Below are 19,044 nucleotides of genomic sequence, written 5' to 3'. Positions count from 1 at the left end.
GCTCATGCGAGAGGAAGGGCGACGCCTTGCAACGTCACGGGGGAAGGAAGCGTGGGTGTTTCCGTGCGGTGCGCCCGCTCGCTCGCGACCAGGGCGTTCCAGCGCGTGCGCAAGGATGCCTTGGCCTGCGGGGGCGCCACGCCCTGTTGCAGCGTCACCTGGTCGTGCAGCAGGTTACGGAACTGGCGATAGAAGTCTGAATCGTAGGCGCCGCGGAACATCATCGCCAGGTCGGCGCTATCGTCCCAGTGCGTCTTGGCGCCGAGTTGTGCCTTCACTTCCTCGAAGAACTTCGTGCCAGGCAACGGGTAGGACACGCTCACGCCGATGTCGTCGGGAGCCGCCAGTTCCACCAGTTGGCGCGTCGCCAGCAGGTCGTCGAGTTGTTCGCCCAGGTAGCCGAGCTGGATGAAGAAGCCAACGCGGATGCCGTGCGCGCCAAGGCGTCGCCGGGAGGCGACGAGGTCGGGCACCTTGGTGCCCTTGGTCATGCGGTCGAGCACGTGCTGGCTGCCGCTCTCGGCACCTATCCATGCTTCCGCGCAACCGGCTTTCGCCAACGCGGCGCACATGCGTTCACTGGCGAGGTCGGCGCGCGTCTGGATGGTGAACGGGATCGAGCCGTCGCTGGCATCGAGGTGGGCGGCGAACTCGCTCACCCAGTCCACGTGGAAACCGAAGATATCGTCGGCCATCCAGACATGGTCCGGTGCGAAGGTCCGCTTCAGGAAGGTCATCTCGGCGGCGACTTCCTCCGCCGGGCGCTGGTTGTAGTGATTGCCCCATATCGGTTTCGCGCACCAGTTGCAGCGGAACGGACAGCCTCGTGACGCCGCCATGTTGAGACTGAAATAGCCATGCCGGTCTTGCCAGAAGGCACGGTACCGTTCGATGTCGAGCAGGTCCCATGCCGGCTGCCCGGCGACGCGTGGATCGGGGGGCGCGGCGCCGATGCGGGTGATCAGCGTCGTGCCTTCGGCGATCGTGGCCACGCCGGGAAGGCCTTCCGTCCACGCCGCGCCATCGATGCCGGGTTGTCGCTCGAGGCGATCGACCAGGGCCATCAGCGCGCCGATGCCTTCGCCGATCAGCACGGCATCCGCGCCGGCGTCGAGGAAGGGCTCCGGATGATCGGAGGCATCGGAGCCGGCCACGATCACCCGGGCGCCGTTCGCGCGCGCTTCGGCGATCATCCGGCAGGCCGCGTCACGCATGCGGCCCAGGCACATCTTGGTGAGGAAATTGAAATTGTCCTCGTAGAAGACCACCAGGTCGGGTCGGACCCGTTCGAACGCCGCCGCGTAGTCTTCCACGCCATCGGCCAGCATCGAGTCGAACAGCGTCACGTCGTGTCGCATCCGGCGCAGCAACGCGGCGATGTGGATCGTCGCCAGGGGGGGATAGGGCTTGCCACGTTCCCATTGCTTGCTGTCGTAGCGCAGGAAGTAGGAATGGCCTACCTGGATCTTCAACATCGGTGAGGGGCCTCGGACTGGACCAGGGGAGCGCGGCACCGGCGCCGCTGCGATGGGCGTAGGTGCCCTCCGATGCGGGCGAGGTTGCGTCGATGCCGCGCCGTGCGTCGACAACCTTCCCAAGCCGCCGCCGCACTCACCGCCTCAACCGTTCCAGGCCGGGAAGATCGACAGGCGATGACGTTTTCGACCGATGTCCATGCACAGGGTGAAGCCGCCGCCGATCCCTTCGGAGAACGGGTACGCCCCACTATCTCTGTCCGCCGCCAGATACTCGGCGGGCGTTTCCGTTTCGAGAGCGACAGCGCCGACCTGCTCGACCTGGTGGACGCGGCGTATGCGGGTTTGCCGGAGCATCGCTTCTCGACGGTGGCACCGGAATTCCGCATCGAATTGCGCCTGCTGCCGCGCGAGGCCGCCGCCACTCGCACCACGCCGCCCCCCGTACGCACCCAGGCCGGTGCGGGCCTGCTCTGCGGCATGATGGACGAGGCGAACTACGTGGTGCTGGTTCCCGCGCATCACCGCGGCCTCGTCGTCGTCTCGCAGGACATGCTGGCGCATCCGTACCACGTGCGGTACGAGTTGATCGAGTTCGCCGTCTTCATGCTAGCCGCGCGCGGCCTTGGCCTGGTCCCCTTGCATGGAGCGTGCATCGGGCACGAGGGGCGTGGTGTCCTCCTGCTTGGCGCGAGTGGAGCGGGCAAGTCCACGCTTGCCTTGCATGGGTTGCTCGATGGCATGGATTTCCTCGCCGAGGACGGCGTCTTCGTGCAGCCGGACAACCTGTTGGCGACCGGTGTGGCGAACTACCTGCACGTGAAGGAGGATGTGCTGCGTTTCCTCGACGACAACGTCACACGTGCATGGATCGAGGGATCTCCCGTTATCCACCGGCGCAGTGGTGTGGCGAAGTTCGAGGCGGATTTGCGTGAGGGCGCCGGCCGTCCGCCACCGGCGCCGTTGCGGTTGGCAGGCGCCGTCGTCGTCAGCGCGGAGACGGCGCCCGATTCGTCCCGCTTGCTGCGTCGCCTGCCGTGGGAGCAGGTGCCCGCGTTGCTTGCCGTCGACCAACCGTACGCGGCGGGACAGCCAGGTTGGGACCGTTTCGTCCATCGTCTCGGCGGGCTCGGCGTGTACGAGCTTCGTCGAGGAAGGCATCCGCAAGACGCCATCGCCGCGCTGCGTGCCTTGCTCGCCGCCGGCGTCATAGGGCGCTGACGGTGCGCGGGGCCTCACGCCGCCGGACGATGCCCTTGCGCGCGTTGCTGCTTTCATTGCCGCGTGGCGATCGTCTCGCGACAGGTGTGTACGTGGCGCTTTCGCTGGCATCCGCCTGCGCCGGCACCTTTGCGACGGTGCTCCTGGTGGCCCTGGTACAACCGCTGCACCCCTTGCCACTGCCGGCGCTGCATGCCCTTGGTGATGGCACGGACGCGACAGCGGGCGCCTTCGCCCTGGTGACGGCGGTCTTCGCCCTGTTGCGCTGGCGTGCGTCGCGACTGGGTGCCCATCTCTTGGGACACTATGGGATGGTCCTGCGTCGCCGGGTGCAGGCACGGCTCGTCGATGCCTCATTGCCCGCGTTGGCCAATGCGACGTCCGCGGAGATCGCGAACGTGCTCACTTACAACACGGAGGCCCTCGTACAGGGATTGAGCGCGACGCAGCAGTTGTTCGTCACGGGCGCGACCGCCGCGGCGAGTCTCGTCGTCGCCTGCTGGGTCTCGCCGGTGCCGGTGCTCGCCATGCCCTTGCTGGCGGTGCTCGGCGTGCTGGGCTCGCGCGGGTTTGGCCGCGAACAGTCGGAGGTGAGCCGGGCCTACGTGGCGGACATGACGAAGCTGTTCCGGCACAGCGAGGATTTTCCGCGCCGCTTGCGCCACGTCCGGTCCTATGGACGCGAAGCCGCTGAGAGGGCGAATTATGGCGACGTGGCCTCGCGCCTGTACCGGGGCTATGCACGGCAACTGGAGCTGATCGCCTCCGGGCGGCTACTGCTGGAGCTGGCCGCCGCCCTGGGAATCGCCCTGGTGTTCGCGCTGGCGCATCGCTGGCAGGGGATCGACGGGGCGTCGTTGATGGCCGTCTGCCTGCTGCTCGGACGCCTGTTGCCCTACCTCGTCGCCACGCGGCAAAGTTTCCAGCAATTGCGTTCGGCGGCACCCGCCCTTGAACTCTGGCAGCACTACATGGAACTGGCGACGGTGCCGGAGACGGCCGCGCCGTCCCGGACCGCGGCGGTGGCGGGCTGCACGCTGCGCATCCAGCGCTTGCGCGTGAGTCCTCCAGCGGGTGGCCTCGACGTGCATGACCTGGCACTCGTGCCGGGCGAACTGACCCTGGTCTCCGGCGACTCGGGCATCGGCAAGAGTTGCCTGGTCGACGTGCTGGCGGGGATGGCGTGCCCGGACGTCTTCGTCGCGTGGGCGGGACACGAGCCCCTCGACTTCGAGGCGTACCGCCAGCGTGTCTCGAAGGGCGCTTACGTGAGCCAGAGCGTGCGCCCCTGGCAGGGCACGGTGCGCGAGTGCCTGCTCTGGGCGGCACCGGCGGCCGGCGAACCCGCACTGCATGAGGCGCTGGTCGACGTGGGCCTCGAGCGCCGCCTCGCCGGTACCGGCCTGGACACTTCGTTGGCCGACGCGTCGAGCCGCCTTTCCGGCGGTGAACTGCAACGCCTCCTGCTCGCCCAGGTGATCCTCCGCCAGCCTGTCCTGGCGGTGCTCGACGAGGCGACCAGCGCGCTGGACGCGGCATCGGAGATGGCCGTGCTGACGGCGATGAAGCGGCGGCTGCCGCACACCGTCATGGTGGTGGTCTCGCACCGCGCCGGCGTCGCGGCGTTGGCCGAGCAGTGCCTCGTCATCGGCCCCGATCGCGACAGGGCCGCTTCGCCCGTGCGGTCCGCGGGCCGGGCGAGGGCGTGACGCGGGTCCACCGCGCGACAGGCCCTGCCGTTCGGTCTATTGTTCCGTCACGTTCCGCGGCATAACGTCGGAGCCGACACAGGGGGGACAGGCCGATGCGTACCACCGTCAGATACATCGCTGTTGTCGCGGGGCTGGCCGTCTCGCTGGCAAGCGGTTCCGTGGCGGGACCGGGCCGGCCATCATTCGACGACATGGCTTCCACGCACCGCGGCTATCCATGGAACACCGATCCCTGTGGATTGCACCGGCCGATCGTGGGTCTTTGCCGCATGCTGCGTCCGGTTCGAGGGTAAGAGAACGCGCTTCCCCGCGACGGTTCGGCGTACGATGCCCCGCAGGGCCACGAACGATCGGTGGGTAGTTGCTTGGAGCAGGATGTCTGGGAGCGCAAGTACCATCTTGCGCTGGAGCGGATGGAGCGTGACGAGCGCGAGTTCCACGCGTTGGGGGAAGGGCTGCGCCGGTTGGCCTTGCGCCTCGCCGGGCTCGCCCGGGGGCGCGACGCCGAGCTGGACCGGCTCCTCGACCGGCTGGCCGCCGAACTCCGTCACGTTCCTTCACTTGGGGCGCTCGAACCGTTGCTCGAGGCCTTGGCGAAGGCCATCACCACGTCGGACGACCACTCGCCGGCAGGCGGGGACCCGGACGCGGCCAGCATCGACGGATTGCGTGCCGACATCGCGCGCCTGCAGGAGTTGCTGGCGGCGGTAAGCCTGCGCCTCGGCGACATGACCCGTTACCTCGCCGTCGAACTCGAACGGACGGGCGTCGGCGATCGCGAGGGCCGCGCGCTCGACGCCAGCGTTCGCGAGGAGATGCGCGCGCTGGGCGAGACGACGCTCGCCGCGGCGGACCTTGGCAGCCTGCAAGCCGAGGTCGCCGCGCGTCTCTCCCTCATCGACCGCCATTTTCGCGAATACCGCGAACGTGAGGATGCGCGCCTCGCCGCGTATCGCGATCGTGCCGAGCGCATGCGCGACCGGGTGGAGGAGTTGGAAAACCAGGCGACCTCTCTGCAGGACTCGCTGCGCCGCGAACACGAGCTGGCCCTGACCGACGGGTTGACGAGCCTGCCGAACCGCCTGGCCTACGAGCGGCGCATGGCGGAGGTGGAGCGCGAGGTCCGCGAACGGGGCGCCGCCGCCTGCCTCGGCGCCTTCGATATCGATCATTTCAAGGGCATCAACGACACCTACGGCCACGGCGCAGGCGATGCGGTGTTGCGGATCGTGGGGCAGACCCTGGCGCGCGAACTGGAAGGACGCGCGTTCGTCGCCCGCTATGGAGGCGAGGAGTTCGTCGTGGTCTTCGCCGGGATGGGCACGGACGAGGCGTGGGAACTCTCGCTCGCTTTATGCGCCACGGTGGAGAAGCTGGCGTTCCACGCCAGTTCCAAGCCGGTGACGGTCACCATGTCCGGCGGGATCACCCGCTTCGGCATCGACGATACCTCGGCGGTGGCCTTCGACCGCGCCGACCGCGCGTTGTACGCGGCGAAGCGGGCGGGCCGGAACCGCTGCGTCCTGCTCTAGTCGCGCGGGAGCGGCCATCAAGCGCATCCGTTCACCGGCGGGATGCGGCAACGCGTCATAATGGTCCACCTCCGGTTCGCAAAGGGGTGACGCCACCCATGGAAGCCACGACAGACAGCCGCCCTTCCGCGGGGGCCGCCGCCCGGCCCGAGGCTATCGTCGAGCGGGGCGATATCCGCTTCACGGTGCTGACACCGCGGCTCGTCCGCCTGGAATGGAACGCCGAGGGGCGCTTTCGCGATGGGCGTACCCAAGTGGTCGTGCATCGTGCACTCGACGTGCCGCCGTTCGGGCTGGCCGAGGACGATCGATTCATCGAGATCGACACAGGCATGTTGCGGCTGCGCTACGAGAAGGGAACCGGCCGCTTCGCCGCCGGCAACCTCGCGATCCTGGTTCGTCGCGAGGATGGCCCGGTCACCTGGAACCCGGGCGATGCCCAGAAGGCCAACCTCGGTGGAACCTACCGCACGCTCGACCGCTACGACGGCGATACCTGGCAGGATGGCAGCACCCTGCCGCTGGAGGACGGACTGATCGCACGCGATGGCTGGCATGTCGTCGACGACACCCAGGGATTCGGCCTCGACGACGACGGCTGGGTGGAGGAACGTCCGGCGGGCGATCGCCAGGACCTGTACTTCTTCGGGTACGGCCGCGATTACCGCGCCGCGCTCGCGGATTTCGCGGCGATCGCCGGTCCGCAACCGATCCCGCCGCGTTTCGTCTTCGGCTACTGGTGGTCGCGCTATTGGAACTATTCCGACGAAGAACTACGCGCGCTCGGCGCGCGTTTCGAGAAGGAACGCATCCCGCTCGACGTGCTCGTGCTGGACATGGACTGGCACACCACGCCCGGTCTTTCGCTGCGTGCCGGATACGAGCAGAAAGATATCTTCGGCGAGGCATCGGGCTGGACGGGCTACACCTTCAACCGCAGCCTGTTCCCCGAGCCCGGGGCCTTCATGCGCTGGGCCCACGGCCAGAACCTGCGCGTGACGCTCAACCTGCACCCCGCGTCGGGCGTCATGCCGCACGAGGAAAACTACGAAGCGATGGCAAAGGCATTGTCGTGGGATACCTCCACGCACGCGCCCATTCCGTTCGAAGGTACCTCGCCGCGGTACGTGCGCGCCTTGTTCGACACGATCCTGAAGCCGCTGGAAGCGCAAGGCGTGGATTTCTGGTGGCTGGACTGGCAACAGTGGCCCGAATCGAAGGCACACCCCGGCTTGTCGAACACCTGGTGGCTCAACCATGTGTTCTTCACCGAGATGCAGCGCGATGGCGATCGCCGCGGTCTTATCTATCATCGCTGGGGTGGCCTCGGTAACCACCGTTACCCGATCGGGTTCTCCGGTGACAGCGTCATCTCCTGGACGTCGCTCGCCTACCAGCCCCATTTCACGGCGATGGCGTCCAACGTGCTCTATGGATACTGGAGCCACGATATCGGTGGGCACACTTTCCACAAGCACATACCGCGGCCGGAGCGGCACCTCGACCCGGAACTCTATGCACGCTGGATGCAATTGGGGGTGTTCAGCCCCGTCCTGCGCACGCATTCGGCGAAGGAAGCGAGCCTGCACAAGGAGCCCTGGCATTTCGGACCGCCCTACGGCGATGCGATCTTCGCGGCGATACGCCTGCGCTATCAGCTCGCCCCGTATATCTACGCCGCCGCACGACAGGCCTACGACACCGGTGTGTCGATCGTCCAGCCCATGTACTACCCGTGGCCGGAGCACGACGAAGCCTACTCGCACCCTGCCCAGTACATGTTCGGCAACGACATCCTCGTGGCACCCGTGACCACGCCGAGCGGCGCCGCCGCCGCCGCACCGTTCCCCGTCTGGCTCCCGCCGGGCAAGTGGTATAGCCGCGATGGCGCCGAAGCCTTCGACGGAGGCGGGATGGTGGAACGCTCGTACACGCTGGAGGAAATCCCGATCTTCGTGCGTCCGGGCAGCGTCATCCCGCTTTACCCGGAAGGCATGCGCGATCTTGCCAGCGTTCCCGATACGCTGATCCTGCAGGTCTTTCCCGGTGCCCAGGGTGCCACCGAACTCTACGACGACGATGGCGCGAGCCAGGGTTACCAGCGCGGCGAGTTCGCCCGCACCCGCGTGCGCAACCGGCATGGCGATCGTGCGCACCGGGTGCATATCGATCGCATGGAAGGGCAGTACGAGGGCCGTCCGGCGAAACGTGCCTACGTGGTCGAGTTCCTCGACGCCGGCATCCCCGAGAGTGTCGAGGTCAATGGCGAGGCGCTGCCTTACAGCGCGGAGCCGAAGCCGCGCTCCTGGTCGTTCGATGCGGCGTGGCTGTGCATCCGGGTCGACCTGGGCCCCGTGTCCGTGGACGAGGCGCAGGACGTCGTGGCTCGCTTCGTACCGGAACATGCCGCGCCGAAGGGGCTGCTGCACCGCATGCGCCGTGCCGCCGACGCGGTGCGGTACCTCAAGCAGGTGTGGGGCGATATCTCCGCCTTGCCCGACGATGTCGACCTCGCCGGCCAGGCGGCCCGTGTGTTGGCCTATGCGGTGGACGAAGGCGATGACGAGGGCAGGGCGGAGCGCTTCTCGGCGGCCGTGCGTGCTTTCGAAAAGCGCTACGCCGGGCTGGCCGCCAGCGTCGATGCCACGCCGATAGACGATGCCTTCAAGCGCGCCTTCGCCGACCGGTTGGGACGCTGACCCTTGCGCCGCCTTCTGGCCGTGCTCCTGGCCTTGCTCGCCTGCGCAGCGAACGCGCAGGCGCCGTTGCGGGTCGGCTCCAAGGCCGACAACGAAGGTGCGCTGCTTGGCCAGATCGTGTTGCAGGTGCTGCGCCACGAGGGCATCCCCGCGGTGGACCATACGCAGCTAGGACCGACGTCGATCGTCCGCCGCGCCTTGCTCAACGGCGACCTGGATGTCTATCCCGAGTACACCGGCAATGCCGCGTTCTTTTTCCACCGCGAGGATGACCCGGCCTTTCGCGAAGCGGCCAAGGCGTACGCGTTGGCCGCTTCGCTCGACCGCACCATGAACAAGCTGGTCTGGCTGGCGCCCGCGCCGGCCGACAACCATTGGGCCATCGGTGTCCGCGGCGATGTCGCCGGGCGCGAACGGCTGCGCACGCTGGAAGATTTTGCGCGATGGGTGAACGGCGGCGGCGACGTGCTGCTCGCCGGTTCCGCGGAGTTCGTCGAAAGCGAGGCGGCGCTGCCTGCGTTCCAGGCGGCGTATGGTTTCAAACTGCGTGGCAGCCAGTTGCTGGTACTTGCCGGCGGGGATACCTCGGCGACGATCAAGGCCGCGGCGGAAGGTACGTCTGACGTGAACGCGAGCATGGTCTATTCCACCGACGGCGCGATCGCGGTGACGGGATTGGTGGTGCTGGAGGATCCGAAGCACGTGGAAATGGTCTACCAGCCTGCGCCCGTCGTGCGCGAGGACGCGCTGAGGCGTTATCCCGCGATGCGGCCCGCGCTGGAGGCCGCGTTCCGGCCACTGACCGTCGACGTGCTGCGCAAGCTCAATGCGCGCACGCAGATCGACGGCGAGGATGCCGCGACGGTGGCGGCGGATTACCTGCGTTCCCATGGACTGCTGAAATGAAGCGTCCCGAGCCGCTCGCCGCGTTGCCGGTTCTGGTGCTTTCCACGATCGGTCTTCTGGCGGCGTTCGCGGCGTTCCTTCATGTCGCGCCGAACCGGTTGCTCGCCGGGCAGGCGTTCAACCCGCATCCATGGTTGTGGATCGGCGCATGGTCCACGGTGATGGCCTGCGCCGTGTTCAAGGTTCCGCGACATCGCTTCGTCGCGGCCTCCATCGCCTGGCTCGCCGTGGTGGGCCTGCCGTTGCTCGCCGGACTCGACGCGCAGCGGATCCTCGTCCATGCCGCCCCGTCGACCCGCGTTCAACTCGGTGCCGGCTTCTGGCTCATGTGGCTCGCCGCCGCCCTCCTGCTGCTCGACCGCCTGCGCGGCCAGCGCGTCGGCGTGCAGGTAGCCGCATGGCTTGCGGCGCTGGCGCTCATCGCGGTCCAGGGCGTCATCGGCTTGCTCGACGGGCTTGCCCTGTTGCGCGAATGGCATGCCCAGCGCGCGCCTTTCGCCGAGGCTTTGGCCGGTCACCTGCGTCTCAGCGCGATTACCCTGGTACTGGCCTTGCTGGCCGGTGCGCCGTTGGGATGGTGGGTCTGGCGCAGGCGGCGGAGCGAAGGCGTGCTCGTCGGCGTGCTCTCCTTCCTGCAGACCGTGCCGTCGCTCGCGCTGTTCGCGCTGTTGATCGGACCGTTCGCATGGCTGGCGCGCGCGTGGCCCGCGCTCGGTTCGCTGGGTTTCGGCGGTACGGGCGCGGCGCCGGCGGTATTCGCCTTGCTGCTGTATGCCTTGCTGCCCGTGGTGCGCTACACCGCTGCCGGGCTGGACGCCGTGCCCGCCGACGCCCGCGAGGCGGCCCGTGGACTCGGCATGAGCCGTGCGCAGTTGCTCGTTCGCGTGCAACTGCCGCTTGGCTGGCCGGTGTTGCTCGCCGGCCTGCGTGTCGTCGCCGTGCAGACGATCGGCCTTGCCGCCGTCGCCGCCTTGATCGGTGCGGGAGGACTCGGCCGCTTCGTCTTCCTCGGCATAGGGCAGGGGGCCACCGACATGGTGCTGCTGGGTACGCTCGCCATCCTCGTCCTGGCCCTGGCCGTGGATCTCGTCTTCCAGGGCCTGCTCGCCCTCACGGAGCGTCACGCATGATCGAGTTCGAGCACGTTTGCAAGCGCTTCGGCGGCCATGTGGTGATCGACGATCTCTCCCTGCGCATCGACGATGGCGAATTCTTCGTCCTTGTCGGGCCGTCTGGCTCGGGCAAGTCGACGCTGTTGCGCACGGTGAATCGGCTGGTCCACGTCGACGCGGGTACGGTTCGCGTCGATGGCGAGGATGTCGCGACGCGCGATGTGGAAACACTGCGTCGCGGCATCGGTTATGCCATCCAGTCGGTCGGCCTGTTTCCCCACCGCACCGTGGCCGAGAACATCGCGACGGTGCCGCGTCTCCTGCATTGGTCCGGGGACGCGATCCGTGCGCGGGTGGCCGAATTGATCGAACTGCTCCGGCTGGACGAGCCGGGTATCGCCGATCGTTATCCACACACCTTGTCGGGTGGCCAACAGCAGCGCGTGGGCGTGGCGCGTGCACTTGCCGCGCGTCCGCGCATCGTGCTGATGGACGAGCCGTTCGGCGCGCTGGACCCGCTGACGCGTGAGTCCTTGCAGGGCAGCCTCAAGGCGATCCAGCGCGAAACGGGTACCACGATCCTGTTCGTCACCCATGACATGGACGAGGCCTTCGGCCTTGGCGACCGGGTGGGCCTCATGCTGGACGGAAAGCTGATCCAGGTCGGCGCGCCGCTTGCTTTCCTTCGCCATCCGGCCGACGAGCGCGTGCGGGACTTCGTCGGCGGTACGCGTGCGCGTTTGCGCGAACTGGCGGTACGCACCGTGCGCGACAGCATGCGTGGCGGTGAACAAGCGGAGGGCGAGCCGGTCGATGCGGCGGCATCGTTGCAGGACGCATTGGGTGCCATGCTGGCGCAGGGTCGCGACCGCCTGCCCGTGCGCGAGGGCGGTGAGCATGTCGGCGCGATCCTGCTGACCGATCTCGTGTCGCGCGCATGAAGCTGGCCATCACCTTCGCCGTGCTCGTCCTGCTCTTGCTGGCGCTGCCGCATGCGGGGCCCCTGTTCCACGCATGGCAGCCGTCGCTGCCGCATCCGCTGTACACGCGAACATCCTTCCTCGCGCTGACCCTCGCCCACCTCTCGCTCGTGCTGGCCGCGACCCTTGCCGCGGTCGCCATCGGCCTGTCGCTCGGTATCCTCGCCACGCGCCCGGCCAGCCGCTCGCTGCTGCCGACGGTTCGCGCGGTGGCGGTGATCGGTCAGACGTTCCCGCCGGTGGCCGTGCTGGCGATCGCCGTACCGCTGCTCGGCTTCGGTGCCGCGCCGACTCTGTTCGCCCTGGTGCTGTATGGCGTATTGCCGGTGCTGGGGCAGGCCGTGGCGGGCCTGGACCAAGTTCCGGCGGCGGCATTGCACGCGGCCGATGGCATGGGCTACGGCCGCTGGCGTCGCCTGCTCGACGTGGAGTTGCCGCTGGCGGCGGGACCGATCATGGCGGGCATTCGTCTTTCGGCCATCGTCAGTGTCGGCACGGCGACGATCGGTTCCGCGGTCGGCGCCACGACGCTCGGTTCACCGATCGTCGAGGGGCTGGTTGGCAACAATCCCGCCTACGTGGTGCAGGGGGCCTTGCTGGTGGGCGTGCTGGCGTTGACGGTGGATGCGGCGCTCGCGGCGGTGGAGCGCCGGGTGCGCCGCTGATGGGTCACCAGATCCTCACCCGCTGCTTCGGATCCAGGTAGAGCTTCTGGCCGGGCTTCGGCTGGAAGGCGTCATACCAGGGATCGAGGTTGCGCACCGTCTGCGCGCGGAATTCACCCGGCGCATGGCCGTCGCCGATGACCTGCTGGCGCAACGCCGCGTCGCGGGTCTTGGTGCGCCAGGACTGCGCGAAGGCGAGGAAGAAGCGCTGGTCGCCGGTCAGGCCGTCGATCACCGGCGCGGGCTTGCCACCAAGGCTCTCCTTGTACGCGGCGTAGGCGATCGCCAGGCCGGACACGTCCGCGATGTTTTCGCCCAGGGTCTGCTGGCCGTTGATGTGCAGGCCCGGCAGCGGCTCGTACTGGTTGAACTGCTCGACCAGGCGCTGTCCGGCTTCCTTGAAGTGCTTCTCGTCGGCGGCGGTCCACCAGTTGGCGAGCCGGCCCTGGGCATCGAACTCCGCACCGGTGTTGTCGAAGCTGTGGCTGATCTCGTGCCCGATCACCGCGCCGATGGACCCGTAGTTGGACGCCGCATCGGCCTTCGGATCGAAGAAGGGCGCCTCGAGGATCGCGGCAGGGAAGTTCAGCGCGTTCTGCAGCGGCAGGTTCACAGCGTTGACGGTCTGCGGCGTCATCCACCATTCGTCGCGGTCCACCGGCTTGCCCAGCTTGGCGACCTGGTGATGGTACTCGGCGAGTTCGGCGCGGGCATGGTTGCCGAGCGCGTCGTCGGGACGGACTTCCAGCTTCGCGTAGTCGCGCCAGGTGTCGGGATAGCCGACGCCGACCTTGATGGTGGCGATCTTGGCCTTGGCCTTCTGTTTCGTGGCGGCGGACATCCACTCGATCGTGTCGACGCGTGCGTCGAACGCCTTCAGGATGTTCTTCACCATGTCCTGCACTTCCGCACGCGAGGATGCCGGGAAGTACTCCTTCACGTAGATCTGGCCCACGGCATCGCCGAGGTCGGTGTTCACGCGGCTGACGCCGCGCTTCCAGCGGTCGCGCTGCTTCGGCGTCCCGGACAGCGTCTTCCCGTAGAAACCGAAGGCGAGGTCGTCGTAGGTCTTCGGTAGCAGTCCCGATGCATTCTCGTTGATGGTGTGGAAGCGCAACCAGGCCTTCCATGTATCCAGTGGCTCGCTTGCGACCAGGGCGGCGAACTTCGTCACGGTGGCCGGTTGCCAGACGATGAAGGTGGGCTGGTCGTCGAGGCCCGCGGCCTTGAACCATGCGTTCCAGTCGATGCCGGGCGCCTTGCTCGCGAAGCTCGTGCGCGGCCACGGGTTGTTCGCCTTGTGGATGTCTTCGCTCTCGACGATGGAGAGCTGGGCCTGGGCGATCTTCGTTTCCAGGCCGACGATGGCCTTCGCCTTGCCCGCGGCGTCGGAAGTGCCCGCCTGGGCGAGCAGGGCCTGGACGTACGCTGCGTATTTCTCGCGCGTCTCGACCATGTCCTTGTCGTTCTTCAGGTAGTAATCGCGGTTGGGCATGCCCAGGCCGCCCTGCAACAGGTAAGGCATGTTCTTCGAGGGGTCTTCGAGGCCCTGGGCGACGAACAGGCCTAGCAGGTGTTCGGTGTCGAGGTTGGTCGCATTGATCGGATCGACATCGGCGCGGAGCTGCGCGCCGAGCGCCGCGGAGAGCTCGGTCTTGTCCTTGATCGCGTCGATCCGGGCCAGGGCCGGTTCGAGCGGCTTGAGGCCCGCCTTCTCGATGGCCGCCTCGTCCATATAGGCCTTGTAGTAGTCGGCGATGAGACGCTCGTTGCTGCCCGCGGCCGCCTTGCCGTCGCCGGCGGCCTTGATCAGGTCGGCATTGCGCTTCTCGGCCTTCTGGAACACCTCCAGGAAAACGCCGGTGCTGGCCCGGTCGGCCGGGATGACCACGGTCTTCTTCCAGTTGCCATTGGCGTATCCGTCGAAGTCGTCGCCGGGCTGCACCGAGCGGTCGATGCCCTTGAGATCGATGCCCGAGGGCTGGCCGGCGGCGAGCGCGCCGGTGGAAGCGAGGCCGCAGGCGATCGAGGCGGCGAGGATCCGGTGGATGGTGGCCATGGAAGGGTCCTTGCTGGTGGGGCGCCCACCATAGTCCTCGCCGTGGCACTTGTGTCCATGACCGATGGACTAGGCGCAAGGCCAACTCCAGCCCCCCACAAAGCAGCCGGGGGGATGTGCCCTAATGATCGTCCGGCTTCGCAACGAGGCCGGTATCGGGGCGGGCCGCGGGTCGCCCGGGCCCGCCCGACCTTCATTGGCAGCAGATCTTTAGGGAGATCTATATGAACGCACGTTTCGAACTGACCGGCTCGCAGACCGAGATCGCCAGCTATCCGCTCTGGGCACAGGACATGGTGTCGTCCTGCGAGGACGCCCGGCGGGGGATAGTCAGCCATGAGATGTGGACGGCCATGTGCGCCGCCACCCTCGACCCGCAGACCACCCGTAACTTCATGGTCGGCGTCTGGCCGGTGATCGAGCGCTTCCCGGGCTACATGTCGCACAGCCTGTTGAAGACCCGTTATGGCCGCAGCCCTGGCGACGACCTCGCCCGGCGCTGGCTGGTCCGCAACATCCGGGTGGAGCAGAACCACGCCGAGTACTGGCTGAACTGGGCCGAGAGCGCGGGGGTGCCGCGTGAGGACGTACTGGGAGCCGAGCCGCCGAAGGGCTCCCAGGCCCTGGCCGACTGGTGCGAGGAGGTGTCCCGTAACGACTCGCTGGCCGCGGGCATCGCCGCGACCAACTACGCCGTCGAGGGGGCGACCGGTGATTGGTCGCAGCTCGTCTACGAAAGCAAGGCTTATGCCGAAAGCTTGCCGATTTCCGGCCGTAAAGCCGGGCTTCGCTGGCTTCAGCTTCACGCCGCCTATGACGATACTCATCCGTGGGAGGCGCTGGAAATCGTCTGCACGCTGCTGGGAAGCAACCCCCCTGTGGACCAGGTCGAGCACATTAGAGAGTGTGTTCGCCGTAGTTATGTCTGCATGAGCATCACGCTGGACCGTTGCTTGGACGCTGTCGGCTCGATCCGCAAGTGGAACGAGGCGGCGGCGTAACTCGCAAGTTGGGCGTCATGTGGAGCACTATCATGTCCGGTTGAGGAACAAGGGGATCCGATGCGCCGCCTCGAGGCCAGTCACCAGCAGCTTCTGTCCAGGCGTCTCAGGCCGCTGGCCTATGCCTTGGTGGCGGTCGTCGGCCTCATCCTCACCCTGACGTGGGTCGCGCTCCAGACCCAGGTGACCCTCGCCGGTTTCCTCAACGGCGAGAGTCTCTGGTCCAAGGCGCAGAAGCAGTCGGTCATCGACCTGGACGCCTATGCGGCCCATGGTCGCCCGGCCGACCTGGCCGGGTTCCGGCGGAATTACGCCGTGCTCATGTCCGATCGCTGGGCGCGCGATGCGATCGCCAGCGGCGACTTCTCCCACGCGGACGTCAACGACGCCTTCGCCAGGGGCGGGGTGATCCCCGAAGCCATCCCCGGAATGGTCTTTATTTTCCAGTATTTCGACGGCATGCCTTACGTGCGTGAGGCTGTGTCGGAGTGGCGCTCCGTGGACGGCAGCCTCGCCGACCTCGAGGACACCGCCGACCGCCTCGAGAAGGGCTACGGTGCCGGTACGTTGCAGGCATCCGACATTGTCCTGGAGCGGTCGCGGATCGCCAAGCTGAACGATTACATCGAACCCCGAGCCAAGGCCTTCTCCCTGTACATCGCCAACGGTGCGTCGTGGCTGGGCCGTGTGCTCTTCTTCACGGTGCTCGGCGTCGCGGCACTGGCCTCGTCGCTTTGGTTGCGCATGGCCGGGCGGATCCTGGCTGGGATTCGCGGTACGGAGGAGCGTTACAGCCTCCTCTTCGATAGCGCGGCGGACGCTATTTTCATGGTCGACGAGGAAACCGGGCGCATCCTCGACGCCAACCGCCGCGCCGCGTCGTGGCTGGGCTGCTCGCGCGAAGAACTGAGCGGGATGGAGCTTGCCGCCTTGTTCGTGGACGGTTCTCCGCATACCGGCGTGGGCAGCCTGCGCAATCCCGATGGCAGCTTGCGGCCCGTGGAGACGCAGAGCAGCCTCGTGGTCTGGGGTGCCCGACAGGTCTCGCAGGCCATCGTGCGCGACATTTCGGACCGCGTGGCCATGGAACAGGAGCGCAAGATCGCTTCCGAGGCGCTGGCCAGCATCGCGGAAGGCGTGATCATCGCGGACGCCGACCGCAGGGTGACCACCGCCAACGCGGCGCATACGAAGCTCACCGGGTTTCCGGTGCAGGCGCTGCGCCGTACCCGCTTCGACATCACGCGGACGCTTCCGGATGGCCGTCCGTTGCCACAGTCGTTGTGGGATGACATCGCGGCGGGCGACAACTGGGTGGGCGAAGTGGAAAGCCGCCGCGCGGACGGCAGCACCTATCCGGAACTGATGAGCATCAGCACCATCCGGGACCGCGACGGGCGCCCGCAGCACTACGTGGCGGTGGTGTCGGACATCACCGCGCGCAAGGCCGATCGGCAGCGCCTGCAACACCTGGCCACGCACGATCCGCTCACCGGGCTGGTCACCCGCTCGGAATTCGAGCGCCGTTGCGCCGAGGCGATCACCCGTGCCGCGCACGAGCGCGGCGCGGTGGCGGTGTTGTTCGTCGATCTCGATGCTTTCAAGGTGGTGAACGACAGCTACAGCCACGCCACGGGCGACGCCCTGCTGATGCGCGTGGCCGAGCGTATCCGCGCCCAGCTCTCGCCACACGACGTGGCGGGCCGCATCGGTGGCGATGAATTCACCGTACTGCTCGCCGACCTGCGCTCGCGCGAGGAAGCGCTGGTGGTGGCGGAGACGATGCTCGCCGCACTGGCGCGTCCCTTCGACCTGGGCGACTACGAACTCTATGTCAGCGCCAGCATCGGTATCGCGGGTTATCCGCTCGATGGCAACGACGCGGTCACCCTGATCGCCAACGCCGACGCCGCCATGTATGTGGCCAAGACCGAAGAGCGCAACGCGCTGCGTTTCTATACGCCGAAGATGCACGCGGACGCGCGGCGCCGCCTCAAGCTCGCCTCGGAACTGCGCCAGGCGCTGATTCGCAACGAGTTCTATCTCGTTTACCAGCCCAGCATCGAGATGAAGAGCGGGCGCATCGTGGCCGTCGAGGCCCTGATCCGCTGGCGTCACCCGGAACGCGGCAACGTCGCGCCGGACGAGTTCATCCCGATCGCGGAAAGCCTTGGCCTGATCCGGCAGATCGACCAGTGGGTACTCGAAACGGCCTGCCGCCAGTTGCTGCAGTGGGACGAGGCGCGCCTGCCGCCGTTGCGCATGGCGGTCAACGTATCGGCGGGCTCGTTCGGCCACCCGGATTTCCTGCAAGGCGTCTGCCAGGCATTGCAGGAGATCGGCATCCCGCCGAAGCGCCTGCTCGTCGAACTGACCGAAAGCGCCATCCTGCGCCTGGGTGAGGATACCGAGCGCGCCATGCTCGCCTTGCACAATCTTGGCGTCGCCGTGGCCATCGACGATTTCGGCACCGGCTACTCGTCCCTGGCCTATCTGAAGCTGCCGGCGGTGGCCTACCTCAAGATCGACCGCTCCTTTGTCACCGGGTTGCCGATGAACGCGAACGACGTCGCGATCACCGAAGCGATGGTGGCGATCGCGCGCAGCCTCGATCTGCACACGATCGCCGAAGGCATCGAGACCGAAGGCCAGCACGAATTCCTGCTCCGCGCCGGCTGCCAGGAAGGGCAGGGTTTCCTGTATTCCCGTCCGCTGCCGCCGGACGAGATCGAGCGCTTGCTGGCGCCGAGGACCACGGGCAGCAAGCGTCTGTCGCTGGTTCCGCCCAAGCGCGCCTAGCGCGACGCGCCCGCGCTGCGAAGGCAGGCCGTGCCAAGAAGGGCTCGCCTCTTCGAATCAGAATGTCCAACCCCATATATGCGGTCACGTACCCGCGCCAAGGATCCATCGTGTCCACCCACGACCCCATCGTTTTCCTGTTCGACGTCGACAACACCCTGATCGACAACGATCGTTTCAGTGCGGACCTCCGCGCCCGGCTGGAGCGCGATTTCGGCGCCGAAGGCCGCGCCCGCTACGAAGCCATCGACAAGGACATCCGCAGCCAGGTCGGTTACGCCGACTACCTCGGCGCGTTGCAGCGCCTGCGCGGACAGGCCAGCAGCCCCGAGTTCATGGCCATGTCGTTCTTCCTGCTCGATTACCCCTTCGAGGAACGCCGCTTTCCCGGCGTGCCGGAGGCCATCCAGCATCTGCGCACCATCGGCCGGCCGGTGATCATGTCCGACGGCGACACCGTGTTCCAGCCGCGAAAAATTCGCCGCGCGGGCCTGTGGGATGCGTTCCAGGGGGACGTGCTGATCTACGTGCACAAGGAAGACATGCTCGACGACATGCGCCGGCGTTATCCGGCGGACCACTACGTGATGGTGGACGACAAGCCGCGCATCCTCGTGGCGTTGAAGAAGCTGCTTGGCGACAAGGTCACCACGGTGTTCGTGAAACAGGGCCACTACGCGGCTGCCGCGGGCAAGGAACTGGAAGAGACGCCGCCGGATATCACGATCGACACGGTGGCGGAGCTGGCGACGATGCGCCGCGAGGATTTCCTGGCGGCGGCCTGATCGGCCGCTATCGCCGACAGGGTCGGCCCCCCATTGGCTCCGAGCCAAGCCGTGGAGTTGCCTCTGCGGCGCCCCCTTCGGGTGGGAGCCGACCCTGT

13 protein-coding genes are annotated in these 19,044 nt (G+C 67.4%); 11 read left to right on the top strand and 2 right to left on the bottom strand.

Translation table 11 applies throughout. The features are described from left to right. Nucleotides 1-2: 2 nt before the first annotated feature. Entirely contained in the window at nucleotides 3-1,475 is a 1,473-nt protein-coding gene (locus J2T07_RS14850; RefSeq protein ID WP_306850890.1) for a B12-binding domain-containing radical SAM protein, read from the bottom strand. Between the two features lie 177 nt (nucleotides 1,476-1,652). Between J2T07_RS14850 and J2T07_RS14845 the strand changes: the two genes are divergently transcribed. The 8 genes from J2T07_RS14845 (at nucleotide 1,653) to J2T07_RS14810 (ending at nucleotide 12,302) form a co-directional block, all read left to right on the top strand. Continuing rightward, complete coding sequence (locus tag J2T07_RS14845; RefSeq protein ID WP_306850889.1) at nucleotides 1,653-2,696, top strand: serine kinase; 1,044 nt, start codon at nucleotides 1,653-1,655, stop codon at nucleotides 2,694-2,696. A gap of 2 nt (nucleotides 2,697-2,698) precedes the next feature. Beyond that, nucleotides 2,699-4,405 (top strand): ATP-binding cassette domain-containing protein, encoded by a 1,707-nt coding sequence (locus tag J2T07_RS14840; protein WP_306850888.1) that lies wholly within the window; start codon nucleotides 2,699-2,701, stop codon nucleotides 4,403-4,405. A 356-nt stretch (nucleotides 4,406-4,761) separates the two neighbouring features. Beyond that, a complete protein-coding gene (locus J2T07_RS14835) occupies nucleotides 4,762-5,940 on the top strand; it encodes a GGDEF domain-containing protein (protein ID WP_306850887.1) in 1,179 nt (392 codons plus the stop codon). A gap of 98 nt (nucleotides 5,941-6,038) precedes the next feature. Beyond that, nucleotides 6,039-8,639, top strand: a complete 2,601-nt coding sequence (locus J2T07_RS14830) for a glycoside hydrolase family 31 protein (RefSeq protein ID WP_306850886.1) — start codon at nucleotides 6,039-6,041, stop codon at nucleotides 8,637-8,639. Between the two features lie 3 nt (nucleotides 8,640-8,642). After that, a complete protein-coding gene (gene osmF, locus J2T07_RS14825; RefSeq protein ID WP_306850885.1) occupies nucleotides 8,643-9,545 on the top strand; it encodes a glycine betaine ABC transporter substrate-binding protein OsmF in 903 nt (300 codons plus the stop codon). Further along, on the top strand, nucleotides 9,542-10,675 hold the full coding sequence (locus J2T07_RS14820) for an ABC transporter permease (RefSeq protein WP_306850884.1): 1,134 nt from the start codon (nucleotides 9,542-9,544) through the stop codon (nucleotides 10,673-10,675). The genes osmF and J2T07_RS14820 overlap by 4 nt, the downstream gene beginning before the upstream one ends. Further along, a complete protein-coding gene (locus J2T07_RS14815) occupies nucleotides 10,672-11,598 on the top strand; it encodes an ABC transporter ATP-binding protein (RefSeq protein ID WP_306850883.1) in 927 nt (308 codons plus the stop codon). The genes J2T07_RS14820 and J2T07_RS14815 overlap by 4 nt, the downstream gene beginning before the upstream one ends. Further along, nucleotides 11,595-12,302, top strand: a complete 708-nt coding sequence (locus J2T07_RS14810) for an ABC transporter permease (RefSeq protein WP_306850882.1) — start codon at nucleotides 11,595-11,597, stop codon at nucleotides 12,300-12,302. The genes J2T07_RS14815 and J2T07_RS14810 overlap by 4 nt, the downstream gene beginning before the upstream one ends. 4 nt (nucleotides 12,303-12,306) lie before the next feature. Here J2T07_RS14810 and J2T07_RS14805 read toward each other — a convergent pair whose 3' ends face one another. Then, nucleotides 12,307-14,361 (bottom strand): M13 family metallopeptidase, encoded by a 2,055-nt coding sequence (locus tag J2T07_RS14805; protein WP_306850881.1) that lies wholly within the window; start codon nucleotides 14,359-14,361, stop codon nucleotides 12,307-12,309. Between the two features lie 224 nt (nucleotides 14,362-14,585). Here J2T07_RS14805 and J2T07_RS14800 point away from each other — a divergent pair, with 224 nt between their 5' ends. The 3 genes from J2T07_RS14800 (at nucleotide 14,586) to J2T07_RS14790 (ending at nucleotide 18,946) form a co-directional block, all read left to right on the top strand. Then, nucleotides 14,586-15,362: a TenA family transcriptional regulator gene (locus tag J2T07_RS14800; RefSeq protein WP_306850880.1), complete on the top strand. Its 777-nt coding sequence runs from the start codon at nucleotides 14,586-14,588 to the stop codon at nucleotides 15,360-15,362. 60 nt (nucleotides 15,363-15,422) lie between these two features. Next, entirely contained in the window at nucleotides 15,423-18,161 is a 2,739-nt protein-coding gene (locus tag J2T07_RS14795; RefSeq protein ID WP_306850879.1) for a putative bifunctional diguanylate cyclase/phosphodiesterase, read from the top strand. 110 nt (nucleotides 18,162-18,271) lie between these two features. Beyond that, a complete protein-coding gene (locus tag J2T07_RS14790) occupies nucleotides 18,272-18,946 on the top strand; it encodes an HAD family hydrolase (RefSeq protein ID WP_306850878.1) in 675 nt (224 codons plus the stop codon). Nucleotides 18,947-19,044 lie beyond the last annotated feature (98 nt).

The organism is Luteibacter jiangsuensis, assembly GCF_030812295.1.
Taxonomy (GTDB): domain Bacteria; phylum Pseudomonadota; class Gammaproteobacteria; order Xanthomonadales; family Rhodanobacteraceae; genus Luteibacter; species Luteibacter jiangsuensis_A.
The sequence above is the reverse complement of the archived record's forward strand: the minus strand, read 5'-3'. Positions and strand labels throughout refer to the sequence as shown.